Source organism: Acidobacteriota bacterium (genome assembly GCA_038040445.1).
Lineage (GTDB): Bacteria > Acidobacteriota > Blastocatellia > UBA7656 > UBA7656 > Onstottus_A > Onstottus_A frigus.
Map to the genome: position 1 here is coordinate 319354 of JBBPIG010000002.1, position 14732 is coordinate 334085.

General features: G+C 56.7%; 10 protein-coding genes. All 10 read right to left on the minus strand.

Annotated elements, in window-relative coordinates:
* Positions 1–108 precede the first annotated feature (108 nt).
* The 10 genes from AABO57_03560 to AABO57_03605 all read right to left on the minus strand — a co-directional run bounded on the left by AABO57_03560 (position 109) and on the right by AABO57_03605 (position 14715).
* The gene (locus tag AABO57_03560) at positions 109–948 is read right to left on the minus strand and encodes a nuclear transport factor 2 family protein (protein MEK6284795.1); all 840 of its coding nucleotides are present in this window, start codon (positions 946–948) and stop codon (positions 109–111) included.
* Between the two features lie 178 nt (positions 949–1126).
* Entirely contained in the window at positions 1127–1513 is a 387-nt protein-coding gene (locus AABO57_03565) for a hypothetical protein (protein MEK6284796.1), read from the minus strand.
* Between the two features lie 316 nt (positions 1514–1829).
* Positions 1830–3317 carry a radical SAM protein gene (locus tag AABO57_03570; protein ID MEK6284797.1) on the minus strand — a complete coding sequence of 496 codons (1488 nt, stop codon included), beginning with the start codon at positions 3315–3317 and terminating at the stop codon, positions 1830–1832.
* A gap of 121 nt (positions 3318–3438) precedes the next feature.
* Complete coding sequence (locus AABO57_03575) at positions 3439–4539, minus strand: hypothetical protein (GenBank protein ID MEK6284798.1); 1101 nt, start codon at positions 4537–4539, stop codon at positions 3439–3441.
* Positions 4540–4866: 327 nt separating this feature from the next.
* Positions 4867–6090 carry a cytochrome c gene (locus tag AABO57_03580; protein MEK6284799.1) on the minus strand — a complete coding sequence of 408 codons (1224 nt, stop codon included), beginning with the start codon at positions 6088–6090 and terminating at the stop codon, positions 4867–4869.
* A 118-nt stretch (positions 6091–6208) separates the two neighbouring features.
* Positions 6209–7864, minus strand: coding sequence for a thiol-disulfide isomerase (locus AABO57_03585; GenBank protein ID MEK6284800.1), 1656 nt, complete (start codon positions 7862–7864; stop codon positions 6209–6211).
* 142 nt (positions 7865–8006) lie between these two features.
* Positions 8007–9455 (minus strand): thiol-disulfide isomerase, encoded by a 1449-nt coding sequence (locus tag AABO57_03590; protein ID MEK6284801.1) that lies wholly within the window; start codon positions 9453–9455, stop codon positions 8007–8009.
* A gap of 66 nt (positions 9456–9521) precedes the next feature.
* Complete coding sequence (locus AABO57_03595; GenBank protein ID MEK6284802.1) at positions 9522–10955, minus strand: thiol-disulfide isomerase; 1434 nt, start codon at positions 10953–10955, stop codon at positions 9522–9524.
* A gap of 64 nt (positions 10956–11019) precedes the next feature.
* Positions 11020–12444, minus strand: a complete 1425-nt coding sequence (locus AABO57_03600) for a cytochrome c (protein ID MEK6284803.1) — start codon at positions 12442–12444, stop codon at positions 11020–11022.
* Positions 12445–13356: 912 nt separating this feature from the next.
* Positions 13357–14715 (minus strand): hypothetical protein, encoded by a 1359-nt coding sequence (locus AABO57_03605; protein MEK6284804.1) that lies wholly within the window; start codon positions 14713–14715, stop codon positions 13357–13359.
* Positions 14716–14732: the final 17 nt, after the last annotated feature.

Sequence of the window (14732 nt, forward strand, 5' to 3'; positions counted from 1 at the left end):
TCGCAAAGCTGCGATCAGGCAATCTGATTCCGCAAGAGCCGGACTAGACCGCGAAAGGCCGCAGACCGGGCCTGCGATTAGGTATCACACACGTTGCCAGCCACCAAGTTACGTCCGGCTCGTCTGCATCGCCACAGCCTTCCAACCACTGCCTTTGTTGATAAGCGTCAGCGTGTAAAAAGCGGTGAACGGGCTGGCATCTCCAGTGCCCTCGGAGCCGGGGATCGACGAGCGTTGACGCGGCGATGTTCCGCGCACAACCGCCGTGTCACCATACACCGAGACGGTCACGTTGTTGGTCTCCAGCTTCGAATACTTCAAGCGACCTGATCCGAGTTGATCGAGCAATTGCTGCCGGGTCATTTGCTCTCCGGCGGCATGCGTCCAGATGAAGCTTTCATCCATCAACGATTCCAGTGTTTTGATATCCGCAGCGCGTATGGCCTTATGAAAAGCGGCCTCGCTTGCAGCGACTTCTTTCTTGGCGTCTTCTTCTGAGCGCGGCATCCGGGTCGCCTGCCAGCTCACGACCTGCCACTTGCCGTTGCGCTTGAGAAAGGTGCCGGTGTTCAAGTAGTTCGAGGTCTCGCTCTTCCCTTCCTTCATGGTCGTGCCAACCAGCCGGAACGCGACTATCGCGGTATTGCCGTACTGCTGAATTCGAATGTCTTCGGCAGCGTAAGTAGTCGCCGGATCTCTGGGCTTGGGGGCCGACGCCGAGCGCTGATCCCGCATGATGTCCGCCTTGCCGATCCGCCGCCCGGACGAGCCGGTATAGATCAGGTCCTGGGCCCAGAACCGGTCGTGAATCGCGGCGTCGTTGCGCGAGGCGCCGTCAAGAAACTCCTTCAGCAGCCTGGTCAGTGGGGCCTCATCCTGCGCCGTCTGCGCCTGCAGGCCAAGCGCCAGCATCAGCACTACGATCACGGGTGACAGAACTCGCTTCATGTGTTTGCTCCGTAGCAGAATTATCGGCAAGCCCGCCTTGCCGCTCTTGGTAGTCAGTCAAGGTAATTGTCAAACGAAGGTGTATGAACTTCGGCAGAGCGTCCAATGCCGAACGAGGCCGCGTGGCTTCAACTTGAGAGATGATCCTCAAGCCGAGGTGCGCGTGAGCTCGAGCGACTTAGCGGGCTCCACCGCGACGGGTTACTCTACCAACCCTCTGATCCCCTTTTAGGATCAGCTCACAGGCCCGGAGAGCATACTCCTCGAAGTCCTCGAGCGTGGCAGCCAGAATCACCCAGGCATTCTTCCCCGATCTCCAGAAGGAGCGCCTCGGTAGCTGGGGGAACTCCTTGCGCAGGCTCTCAATGTGTTCGGCCAGAGTATAAAGCCAAACGCCATTGAACCGCGGCTGCTTAGCGCTATCGCGGACTGAGAGAAGGAGTTTCTGGTCGAGGTAGACATAGGTGAACCCGAACATCTGTTTGACGGCCGGACGAATCGGAAGTAATTCATCAAGAACGAACTGAAAAGGAGATTGTCTCTTGTGGAAAACATCAGCCTTCATTGTTTGCTTCCTGGCCAGTGCCCTGTAACAGCCGTTTCGCTAGCGATCAAACGGGTACGAAATCAGTGCGAATCCGTCAAACCCGAGTCATCGGTGGTCTATCGGTTCCTAAGGATCGCATTGCCATAGACCACGGATGACACTGATTCGGCCGATTTGCGCGGATACCGCCCTTCACGTGAAGCGATGTTACGGGCCACTAGTTTGAACGATCCACCAACCCCGTTTGCTGGATTGGCGGCAGACAATGTCGGGGACGTGCTCGTTAGGTCGAGCGTAATTCCACCAAGTGGCGTTTGCGAATTGCCCCAGTACACTATTCGCAATAAGTCTCAGTCAGCTTGCGGAAGTGGTAGCCCATAGCTGCCAGCCTCATCGAATCAGCAAACGCTCCGCGATGATGCGCGAGTGTCTGGGTCATGAACCGCCAGAACTCCATCCGGTCGCGATCTCGCACGCCCAGCTTGAGCGTGATTCGCGTCAGCGCGGACACATCTCGCATAAATGAGTTCCCTCGCTGTGATTTCGGTCCGGGCTGCGAGACTCGCTTCAAACATTCAAGCGCGCGATCGTAGTATTCGCGAGTGTCGTAGATCGTTCGCAAGATCGACTTGTAGCCCTCCACCAGCCGGGTTGAATCCATTCGCGTGATGAAGTTCAGGTCCGAATGCGTATTGTTTCCACCGCTCTCGCCGAGCAGCCGTCCTTCCCCGTTCAGCCTTCGCCAGAGCTGCGTGTTAGGCAACGCAGTCAACAGCCCGACCATCGCCAGCGGAATCGCACTCTCCTTTATGAAGGTGATCATGCGATCGAAGATGTCGTCGGGATCGTTGTCGAAACCGACAATAAAACCGGCCATCACCTCAATGCCGTAGCTCTGAATCTTCTTGACCGATTCGAGAAGGTCGTGCCGCATGTTCTGACCCTTCTGGGCTTCTTTCAAGCTTTCCTGGACCGGCGTCTCGATTCCCAGGAACGCGCGGTTGAATCCGGCTCGCCGCATCCCGCCGAGCAGTTGATCGTCCTCGGCGAGGTTGACGCTGGCTTCGGTGATGAAGGTGAACGGACGGCCATGCCGCTCCTGCCACTCAGCCAGGTCGGGCAGCAGTTTTTTGACGTTCTTCTTGTTCCCGATGAAGTTGTCATCGACGATAAATACCGTCCCGCGCCATCCGGTGTCGCGTAGCGCGTCCAGCTCTAGCAGCATCTGCTCGTTGCTTTTCGTTCGCGGAACCCGGCCATAAATTTCGATGATATCGCAGAACTCGCAATTGAAGGGACAGCCGCGCGAATATTGAACAGACATCGCGCTGTAGCGCCTCATATCGGCAAGCTTGAAGTCAGGAATCGGCGTTAGCGCCATCGCCGGACGCTCGGGCGCTTCGTACACAGCTCGAGCCTCGCCGCGCTCGAGGTCACGGATGATGTCGGGTAAAGTCTCTTCGGCTTCGCCCAGCACGACGTGATCGGCTCCCTCTAACGGTTGCAAGGTGGTGGTGACGAACGGGCCTCCGACGACGACTCGCTTGCCTAGCGACTTGCTCAGCTTGACCACACTCTTGAGCGAGTCCTGTTGAACAATCATCGCGCTGGCAAAAACAACATCGGCCCATTCAACGTCCTTTTGCTTCAACGAGCGCACGTTCATGTCCACCAGCCTTCGCTCCCAGGATTCGGGCAGCATCGCCGAAACTGTCAGCAGTCCCAGGGGTGGAAAAGCAGACTGCTTGCCCTCGAATGACAGCGCGTGCTTGAAGCTCCAATAGGTCTCCGGAAATTCCGGATAGACGAGCAACACCTTCATAATTGAGGTCTCCTTCCTCTACCAAGCGTTGGAGGATATTAGACTCCAGAAAGGGCAATCTTCACAACTACTTTGGGTATTATTTCCATACTTCGGCTTGTCCAACGCCGAGCTGACGGTGTCAGCGCGTGGTCACACCCTCAGTGAGGGCGCGGTTGCTCGCGACTAGAAGCGCACACAGCGGGTCCGCAGTCAGCTCGGACCATCGCACCGATTTAGGTGGATTGCTCGCGTTGTTCTGATTGTCTTCGGAGTTGTCGAAGTAGGCAATCACTTCGACTCGCGTGCCCTTAGGCAAGGCGACGGGCTGCTTGAAGTAATAGGTTGGCTCCCAGTCAAACTGATAGCCGCGAGTCCATATCAGCACTTCCTCCGAGCCATCGGGCCGGTATGCAGTCGCCTGAAGTGAAACGACCAGCGGATGCACGTTCGGGCGAATCGCGATTGCTTCTGTGTCGCCCGGCGTCGTGAACGACAGCTTCAATCGATGAAACTCAGCGCCGACAGGAATGATTGCGTCAGGATTGGTGATTGCGAACTCCTGAACCTGTTTGCGCGGCGGAGTCTTTGCAAAGTAGAGGCCGACCGCGCTCACGTCTTTGCTTGCTTCGGCCGAGCCGCGATAGTGAATCTTGACTGCTATGCGAGAGCCGGCGGGCAGCAGCCGTGCGACACCATCATCAAACCGGACCGTCTTCTGCCCTGGCATCCATGTCGCAAGCACTACCGCATTCGCTGGATCCGCAGGAGAGGCCGCTTCTTCGTTCTTGACAGGCATCATCGGCGGCGGCTGCACGCCCACATTGTTTTTCAAAACGTACAGTGCCGCACAGTGGACCACTGATCCGTTGCCGGGTTGCAAATCAATTGCTGTCAACCAACGGTCTTCTTTCAAGTGAGTCGGCAGTTCGAAGGTCCGGTACTGGTTGGCATCGGCCTCAATCTTCGATTCGATCTCCGGCTTGAGAATAAGATCGGGTGTGCCCAACTGCCAGTCATTCGAGAACAACGGGGCTGCCGGCAAGTCTTTATCGTCACCTTTGGGCGCGCCGCCTTCGACCCAATTAACTATCAAGTCTACGTCGCGTTGCGTCAGCGAAGGCGCGTTGCGGAATTCGCCGTAGCCTTTAGCCGCGGGCCACAGCGGCATTCGCTTCTCGAGAATTTCCTCTTTGATGGCCTTCGCCCACGGGCGGGCTTCGTCGTAGGTAGCTAGCGACATAGCTATGCCGCCGGTGTGATGACATCCCAAACAACTCCGCTGCAAGGTGCGCACGACTTCTTTGTTGAACCTGACTTTTGTCGTTATCGGCTCGTGCGCGGAAGTGAAGGCAAAAGGCAAAAGGCAAAAGGCAAAAGTAAGAACACTGAGCAAAGAGCGTCTGAGTGGGTGGGCCCGCGGCAGCCACGACGCCGAGCCTGGCGCCGCTACTTTTGCCTTTTGCCTTTTGCCTTTTGCCGTCATATTACTCGGGCCGACCCAACCGTGCAGGTTGAATCGGCCCTTTGATTCTAACCGAAAGTTCTAAGCGAGAGAATCAGACCGCTGCTACTGTTTGTTCTGGCTGACGTCGACCTTGCTTTGCGGAGCGTCGACGGTGTAGCTCATCCAGCCGATCATCATCTCTTCCCAAGTCTGATCGCCCCAGCGCACTTCCTTCTTCGGATCGGGGTTATACTTGTTCTTCTCCGAGTTGTCGAAGTGAGCAAGGCAGTCGATGCGCGTGCCCTTCGGCGCGGCCAATGTCTCTTTCAGCACATAGTAGGTCTGCCACGCAAAGTCATACTTCGGCACCGACAGCAGAACTCTCGTCGTGCCGTCCGGGAACGTCGCGCGAAACTCAAAGTCCTTACCGCGATAATGCATATGCGGCATCAGAGAGTAGACGTGCGAGTCCTGAGTGAATGTGTAGGACGACTCGACGCGATAGTTCGGATCGCCCGGCGGAATCGCGAACCTTGCGTTCATAATCGGCCGCGTCATGATCTCGGCCTTTGGCGGCTCCTTCGAGAAAACGAATCCAACGTAAGACTTGTCCTTCGTTTCCGTCCCGTTCGGCGTGTAGTGAACCTGGAAGATCAGATCCGAGCCGGCGGGTATCTTGCGCGCGAGTCCTTTGCCGATTACCGCGGGCTGCTCGCCCGGCGCGTAGCCGACTATCAAGCGCTGCGGGTCTTTCGCGCTTTGGGCGAAGACGATTATATGATGCACGACGCCGCGTTCGCCCGGACGAATCTCGGCTGCTTGAATGTACATATCCTGTTTGAAGTTGGTTGGGACCTTGAAGTATTTGTACTCGACGACGCCGCTTGCAGGCACGGTGAATTCCTGAGGCAGATAGAAGACGACGTCCGGCTTGCCAATGTTCCACCCGCCTGCGAACTGCGGCGACGGTGGCAGGTCCCTGGGATTGCCTTCCTTCGCGCCTTGATCGACCCAGGTTACGATTGTGTCGATGTCCTTCTGCGAGAGCCGGCGGTCGTTCTCGAAAGTACCGTAGTGCGGGTCGGCGTGCCAGGGCGGCATCACACCGGTCGCGACCTTTTCTTTGATCGACTTCGCCCACGGCCGCGCGTCCTTGTAGCTCAACAGCGACATCGGCGCGATCTCGCCGGGTCGATGGCACCCTACGCAGTTGTTATTGAAGATCGGCGCGATGTCCTTAGCGAACGTAACGTTGCTCTTCTTCACATCGGGACCGCTGGCTACAGCAACAGCACAGAAAGCTCCCAGGAAAAGAGCGGTGATCGAGGCTCCCAGAGTTCTTTTCATCCTTCTCTCCTTCGCTTCAAACAAGATACTTTGCCCTGGAAAATCATCGGGCGACCTTGGCGTCTAAGATACCGCAGTGAACGTCTGCATGCTACCGGATTGATGACGAGCGCAAAGCCTATTTACCTGCGCCGCTCGAAGCTGTCTTGTTCACTCTCTTCGCGCGCAGCTTCATGCCATTGATCTCAAAGATAAGCTCGGTTACGTCGCCCCGCTCATTCTTCACGAAGGTAACTTGCGCGTCGATGACCGTGAAAAAGAACTTGGTCTCGGATTCAGGGAACGCTTCCACCTTACCCTGTCCTGGCACCGAGAACATCAGCTTGTCGCCTTCCCTGATGATCGTGAAAAGCTGCGGGCCGATCGCGTATTCGCCCGCGTATGTGTCGTACGTCTTGAGGTCGATCTTCGCGACCTTGCGGGCTCGCGCCGCCGAGACGTAGTCGAAGTACCCGACCATCATTTCGTCATAGGTCGGGTCTCCAAATCGCACCGTCTTCGTAGGATCAGGGTTGTATTTGTTCTTCTCCGAGTTGTCGTAGTGAGCGGTGACCAGCATCTTCGTCCCTTTTGGAAGTAGGAGCGGTTTCTCGAGCTTGTACAACGTCTGCCAGTTGAAGTCGTAATTGGGAACGAAGAGCACCGTCTCGCGCCTGCCGTCTGGATAGATCGCTTCGTATTTCATGTCCTTCCCACGCAGGTGCATGTGCGGAAGGAAGGTGAACAGCTCGACATCGCGGCTGAAGGTGTAACAAGCCTTGACCTCGTGGTTGTCGGCGCCCGCGGGAATCTTGAAGTAGTGATTGATAACGCCGAACGACGTGAGCACTTTCTCGGGCGGACCCTTGGCGAAGAACAGCCCCACGCTGCTGCGGTCTTTCTCAACCTTGCCGGTCGTCTTCGAGTAATGAACCTGAAGGACTATATTCGAGCCAGCGGGAATCGACTTGGCCGTGCCCGGAGGAAACACATCCATATCTTTGCCGGGGGTGTAGAAGCACAAGGGGAACCCAAGACCTTCCTGGCCGCTGCCGCGAGCGAGCCCGCCGTTGGGCGCGCTGCAGCCGTCATCGTAGGCCGGCGCGTCCAGCTTCGCGCGAACCAACGTACCATCCTGATAGAAAATGGACTGGGCGCTTGGACGGCCCCCAGTGCTCTTCCATTGAGCCAGCATCTGCGGAGTCTGTATGAACGCGATGACGTGATGTACGACCTTCCTGTTGCCGGGATGAATCTCAGCGGCCTGAATCCACACATCCTCTTTGAAGCTGGTCGGCATAGTGAAGTTGATGTACTCGTCGGAACCGCTGGCTTCGATGGTGTAATCCTCTTGCATCGAGAGAACTACATCGGGTTTCCCGATCTTCCAATCTGTGGGGAAGGTAGGCTGGGCCGGAAGGTCTTTTGCGCTGCCTTCTTTCGCTCCTTGATCGACCCAGGCGACGATCGTATCGATGTCCTGCTGCGTTAGCGTGCGGTCGTTCGAGAACTGACCGTAGTGCGGATCCGCGTGCCAGGGCGGCATCTGGCGAGTGACCACTTTCTCTTTGATCGAGCGGGCCCACGCCCTCGCGTCCTTGTAGGTCAGCAGCGACATCGGCGCCATATCGTTCGGCCGATGGCAGTCAGCGCAGTTCTTGTACAAGATCGGCGCGACGTCTTTCGTAAAGGTTACGGCCTTCTTCGAATCGCTCGCGTCGATCGTCGGTGAAAGAAGAAAACAAAACGCTGTTAAGGCTGTTCCGGCAAACAAGAGTGTAATCGCTTTCTTCATACTAAGGCTCCTCTTCCCCTAGCCTAACGAGCCCGGCGGCGTCGCGCCAGTCTCCAGTTTCTCTCTTATACACTACGCGCCGGCCACGGCAAAGCTTCTTTGCCGTGACCGGCGCCCATTGTTCGCAGTGCTAGATTCAAGATTACTTACCGCTAGCCCTCGCTGCGTCAGGCTTCGGAGCCTTCATCGGGTTGTCGATCGTGATGTCCATCCAACCGATCATCATTTCATCGTAAGTCGGATCGCCCCACCTGACATCCTTCTTCGGATCGGGGTTGTACTTGTTCTTTGTCGAGTTGTCGAAGTGAGCGGTCACGATTAACTTCGTGCCCTTGGGAATATTCACCGGCCGTTTCAACCAGTAAACCGACTGCCAGTTGAAGCTGAACTTCGGCACCCACAACAGCGTCTCGCGTTTTCCGTCGGGATAGATAGCCTCATACTTCATGTCTTTCCCGCGAAGGTGCATGTGAGGCATGTAGTTGATCACTTGAATGTCGCGCGGGACCGTCTGGCACGCGACGACTTCGTGGTTGCCGTCGCCTGCCGGAATCTTGAACGTCACGTTGGCGGCCGCGCTGGTGAGGACCATCTTGTCCGGAGGCTGCTTGGCGAAGATCAACCCAATGCTGGTGCGATCAGTCACAGACTCTTTGAGCGAGCCCCTGAAAGCGGAGTAGTGCATCTGGAACATCAGAGTCGAACCAGCCGGAAGTCGCTTGGCGGTGCCGGGAGGATAAGCAGTGTTCCCCGTTCCCGGCGCGAAGCCGGCCAGCAGCATCCCCTCGTTCTCACCTTCACCGTTCCCGCCTGGCTGCCGGCCGCCCGCGACTTTCTGGTCGCAAGTGTTATCAATCACCGGCGCGTCCATTTTTACGCGTCTCAGATTTCCGTCCAGATAGAACAACCCCGAACCGCCTGCGGCGCGTTTTCCGAGCTTCTCGCCCTTAGCCTTCGCGTCTTCGACCCGCTTGGCCATCATCTGCGGAGTCTGGATGAAAGCGATCACGTGATGCACGACTCGCCTGTTGCTGGGATGTATCTCGGCCGCCTGTACCCAGACGTCTTCCTTGAAATTGGTCGGGATGAAGAAGTTGATGTATTGATCCGGATCGTCCGGCTTGACTACATGCTCTTCGGCCATCTGAAGCACGACGTCCGGCTTGCCGACTTCCCATCCGCCGCCGACAACCTCGGGCATCTTCGGGAGGTCCTTTGCGTTGCCTTCTTTGGCGCCCTGATCGACCCAGGCAACAACCGTGTCAATGTCTTTCTGGGCCAACCTGTGATCGTTCGTGAATTCCCCGAAAGCCGGGTCGGGGCTCCAGGGCGGCATCTCGCGATTGACTACTTTCTCTTTGATCGAGCGAGCCCACGGCCTCACTTCCTTGTAGCTGAGCAGCGTCATCGGCGCGATGTCGTTTGGCCTGTGGCACACGGCGCAATTGTTATACAGGATCGAGGCCACATCCTTGGAAAACGTGACTGCCTTTGCCGTGCCCGGTCCACTGGCGCGCGTCAACGGCGAGAAAATAAACCCGAGCACCGCCAGGCACCCCAGTCCAACACTCATCGAAATCGCTTTCTTCATTAGTCCCCTTTGCCGCGCTACGCGCAACCTCTGGTGAATCGAAACAGCCGCGCGACCATCAAGCTATTACTTTCGCGCGGTCGCGTCCGGCTTCTCCATCCTGGAGGAGCCGTCTACATAGTATTCCATCCAACCTATCATCATTTCTTCGTAGGTCGGGTCGCCCCAGCGAATCGTCTTCGCCGGATCGGGATTGTATTTGTTCTTGTCCGAGTTATCGAAGTGCGCCGTAACGATCAACTTCGTGCCTTTCGGCAGGGAAACCGGCCGCTTCAAATAATACATAGTCTGCCAGTTGAAGCTGAACTTCGGAACCGACAGTAGCGTTTCCTTACGTCCGTCCGGATAGATGACGTCGTAGCGCATGTCCTTGCCACGAAGATGCATGTGAGGCATGTAGCTGGTCAAGCGTACATCCGCGTCGAACGTGTAGCACGCAGTCACCTCATGATTTCCATCACCGGCTGGGAGCTTGAAGTAATGATTCTGAATCCCAACCGTATTCAAAGACTTCTCAGGCGGCTTGTTCGCGAAGTGCAGTCCCAGCCTGGTTCGATCGCCCTGCGCGCCATCGAATTTGCCGCCGTAGCTCGAGTAATGCATCTGAAACACCAGCATCGAACCCGCCGGTACCTTCTTTGCCGTGCCGGCCGGAAAAACATCTATACCCTTTCCCGGCGCGTACCCGGCCAGAAACAGCCCAAACACGTCGCCGCCTTCGCTGGCGCTCGGGCGCTTAAAAGCCGACCCGCCGTTCGGGTTGCCGCAGCCGTCGTCAATTACCGGTGCGTCCGCCTTTACCTTGAGCAGCGTCCCGTCGCGATAGAAGACGTCGCTCTGCATCACAGCGCGGGCGCGGCCTTCACCCTTCTTGAACTGCTCGATCATCTCAGGTGTCTGGATGAAGGCGATTACGTGATGAACGACCTTCCGGTTCCCTGGAAGAATCTCTGCGGCCGATACCCATTTGTCTTCTTTGAAGTTCGTGGGAACGATGAAGTTCTCTATCGTGTCCGGCATTCCTGGTTTGACGGTGAAGTCTTTGCCGATATCGAACACCGCATCGGGCTTGCCTAACCGCCAACCACCCGTTGAGGTGAACTCGGGGACCGGCTGCAGGTCCTTTGCGTTACCCTCTTTCGCTCCTTGATCGACCCAGGCGACGATCGTGTCGATGTCCTTCTGAGCGAGCCGATGATCGTTGGTGAACTCGCCGTATTTCGGGTCGGGACTCCAGGGCGGCATCTCACGCGTCAGCACTTTTTCTCTTATCGAACGCGCCCAGGGCCGAGCCTCCTTGTAGCTCATCAACGCCATTGGGGCGATGTCGTTCGTGCGATGGCACTCCGCGCAGTTCTTGTAAATGATCGGCGCCACATCCTTGTTGAAAGTAACTTCCTTTTTGCTGCCAGAGCTTGCGCTGATCGAAGCCGACAACATCATGCTTGCCGCCAGTATCCCAGCCACCAGCACCATCGAAACCGACAAGGTTCTTTTCATCTTCAAGCCCTCCCGAAGTTCCACTTCGTGTTTGCTTTGCGTCAGTGTCTCCACGACGACGGCGCTATTTACCAGCGCGATTGAGCGCCGTTTCGTCTCGCAAGCGCTGCTTGTCAACCGTGTAGCTGATCCAACCGATCATCATATCGTCATACGTGGGATCGCCGAAACGCACCACCTGCTTCGGGTCCGGGTTGTACTTATTCCCGGTCGAATTATCGAACAACGCCGTTACGACGATCTTGGTCCCCTTCGGAAGCGCAATCGCCTTCTTCAAGTAGTAGACCGTCTGCCACGAGAAGCTATAATTCGGCACATCGATCATGACTTCGGAACGGCCGTCAGGATAGATAGCTTCGAACTTCATCGCCTTCCCGCGCAGGTGCATGTGCGGCATCAAGGTTTGAAGGTGAATGTCTTCCTTCGCGGTCCAGCACGAAGTGACCTTGTGATTGTCGGCGCCCGCAGGAATCTGGAAGTAGACGTTGGCGATTCCGTGCGTGTAGACATGCTTGTCGGCAGGCTGCTTCGCCAGCACCAACCCGATCGATGAGCGATCCTTCTCGACTTTGCCGGTCGCTTTCGAGTAATGCATCTGCAATAGGATCTTCGAGCCTGCCGGGATTTTCTTGACTGTACCCGGTTCCATCACTCCCGGAGGCATCCCCGGCGCAAAGCCAACAAGCAGATCAAACCCGCGTGACTCCTCTTTCGTGTCCAGCGACTCGCCGTTCCCGCCGTTGGGAAGCGCGCAACCGTCGTCGTGGACGGGCATACCCGGCTTCATGCGCATCAGGAAGCCTTCCTTACGGAACATGGATTTCTTTTCAGCGTCTTGCTGGTACTTCTCGATCTGTTCTTTGGTGAACTGCATCTGCTTGCCGTCCTTCGACGGAGGCGAAACAAACGCGATGATGTGGTGCACGATCTTGCGGTTTCCTGGCCGCGCTTCGGCCGCCTGAACGTAGACGTCTTCTTTGAAGTTGGTCGGGATCTCGAAGTATTGATACTCGTCCGGCCCTGAAGCCTCGAGCGTGAACTCTTCGGGCATCGGCAAAACGATATCGGGCTTGCCGATGATCCAGCCTTCGACGAACTTCGGCGGCGCCGGCAAGTCCTTCGGGTCGCCTTCCTTGGCGTCTTGATCCACCCAAGCGGAGATCGTCTCGATTTGAGCCTGGCTCAAGCGGCGATCGTTCGAGAACTCGCCATAGTGCGGGTCAGCGTGCCAGGGCGGCATCTGTTTGGTGGCGACTTTCTCCTTGATCGCCCGAGCCCACGGACGCGCGTCCTTGTAGCTCAAGAGCGACATCGGCGCAGCTTCGCCTGGACGGTGGCATTCCGCACAGTTCTTATGGAAGATCGGCGCGACGTCACGGGTGAAGGTGACGTCTTTCTTGTTACCGGAATTGGCGCTGCTGGAACTGCCGATTGCGAGCGCGATTAAACAAAGAGCGACGAGAAGGGGGAGGGTGAGCTTCTTGGCCACGAGCCTGTCTCCTTTGGTGGTCTGCTAGGTTGCAGAACTTGGATTTCGAGCACTTCTATCTTATTTCGCTAAGGCTTACGTGTCAAGGGGTTTCTGAGCTTCGTTACAGGTTTTTGCCAAGAAACTTGAGTTGGGACTCAGTTCTCGGCTTTCGACTTTTTGGCTTAGATAGATCGATATAGCGTCGGCTTTTGGAGAGCTGAAACCAATCCTACAGACGTCGGCTCTAAGCGCATTGTGTCAATCCAGGAAGTGTCACAACCGGGCTTGTCGCAAGTTCATCGTGGGGCGTAGCGTGGCCTGGTAATCGCGCGACAACGCGATCTTGAAAGGAGCGAAATCATGCATCGTCTGGTTTCCTCGTTCATAGCAGCGAGTTTATTGCTCTCACCCTTAAGCGCAATTGCGAAACCAAAGCAGGAGTCCAACGCGAACTCATTGCAAAGCGACCTCGGTCAACATCCATCAGTTTGCGAGCACGTCCGAATTACGCTCAATAGCGGCCGCAAGATCGAGAGCGACTTGTATAGGCATCAGCGCGACCAAATTGAGATCAAGCTGAAGGGAGCTATTCAAACAATCCCTGATAAGGACATCAAGCGGATCGAACTTCGGCAAGGCTCGTGTCCTAACATCAAGGTCACACTCAAGACAGGAGAGCAAGTCGAGGGTTACCGGCGGGACCATAATTGCCATGATCGCAATGACTGCAGAACGGAAATCAGAAAGAGGGGTAAAGTGCTAGTCATAGCGGATTCAGACATCAAAACAGTCGCTTTGAAATTCAAAACAACTTTCAGGGAAAAGCTCAAGAACGCCGCGCTAATTCCGGTAATCCCGTTTTCCTACCTGATACTCCTCATTCTTTGCGGCAGGGGAGGGTGCAACGATTTATGACGAGCTTTAGCGTACTCAGACCCTTGCTGACCTTTCCACCGCTTCCAAAGCATTCAACAGAGCTCTACCCACTGGTTCGAGTATCTCCGGCCCGGTCATCTCGGGACTGTCCGCTGGTGTGTGATGAAACCGATGCCCGGCTGCGATTCCAAAAGTTCGATAGCCGGCCTTTAGCATGAACTCGAACTCACCAACCGCGCGGTCTACCGTTGGGGTCAATCCCGAAAGGCCTGCAAATGCATCGGTGAGAACCGGCACGAGATCACGGCTAGTCATCAAGTATCGCCTTGAATCTGGCTCCTGAAGCCGTTTCAAGCCCGTCGCCGTTTCCTCCCACGAGTAAGTCGCAATGCCGGCTCCCAGGTGCAGCCAACACAAGACGCGCTCTGGCGGCGGGGCTAGCTCTTTCAGAAAAGCCTTCATTCCAACCCCGCCCAGCTCGTGACCCGAGGTCGAGACGAACAAGAAGCTGGCGCCAGACGGGCGCCGGCTTGCCCATCGCGCGAGTCCCAGAAACAGCGCTATGCCCGGACCTCTCTCGCCCGCGCAGCGAAACCATCCGCTCTGGGGAGTTGAAACGACGATCCAGTCTTTTCCGCGTTCCATCGTAGCGATGACGTTTTTCGCTTTCGCCGCGCGATCATCTTCGCCCTCCAGCAACAGCGAAACTTTTGCGCCCGACCTCGCCGCAGCCATAAGCCCGGCCTCGTCCCGAGGCCCCACCAACACGACGGGAATCGGCCACGGTTCAACTCCAGCCGGTGAGTTCAGAGCGATGATCTCTTTTGTCGGTCCCTCAGTTATGGCAATAACCGCGGACGCCCCGGCCTTCGCGGCGCCAGAGATAATTTCAGCGTGCCCCGAACCGTTGACCACCGCCGCACGAGCATCGAACGGAAACTTCACAAGCGCGATTGCGCCCTGCGATGACCGAGTCTCGGCGCCTTTGTCGAACACGGCCAGTGTTGCGTCGATCGTCTTTGGACCGGTTGCATGAGGGAACCACAGTGGAAACGCCCTGATGTTTCTATCGCCAAGCGCGAGCCTGGTCTGATGAATGAGGAATTGCCGCAGCTCAAAAGATTGAAATGTCGCCTTCAAGCCGGCCGCGCGGAGTTGTTCAGCCAGCCATTGCGAAGTTCGCAGGTCCACCTCGGACGCGGTTCGATGCTCGCCGCGATTGTAGTACGCGATCACATCTTCAAACAGCTTCGCTCCGGAAAGCGGTCCCAAGTCGCCAACGCGGACGCTCTTCACTTCTCGGCTGCGTCGCGGTCGTTTGCGCTTGATCCGGCCGATCGCGCTTTCGCCAAGCAGAGCGGCGCCGACAAAACTGCCGGCGCCGCGCAGCATTTCACGTCGCGTCACTCTCATCGCTCTCTTGCTTTTCT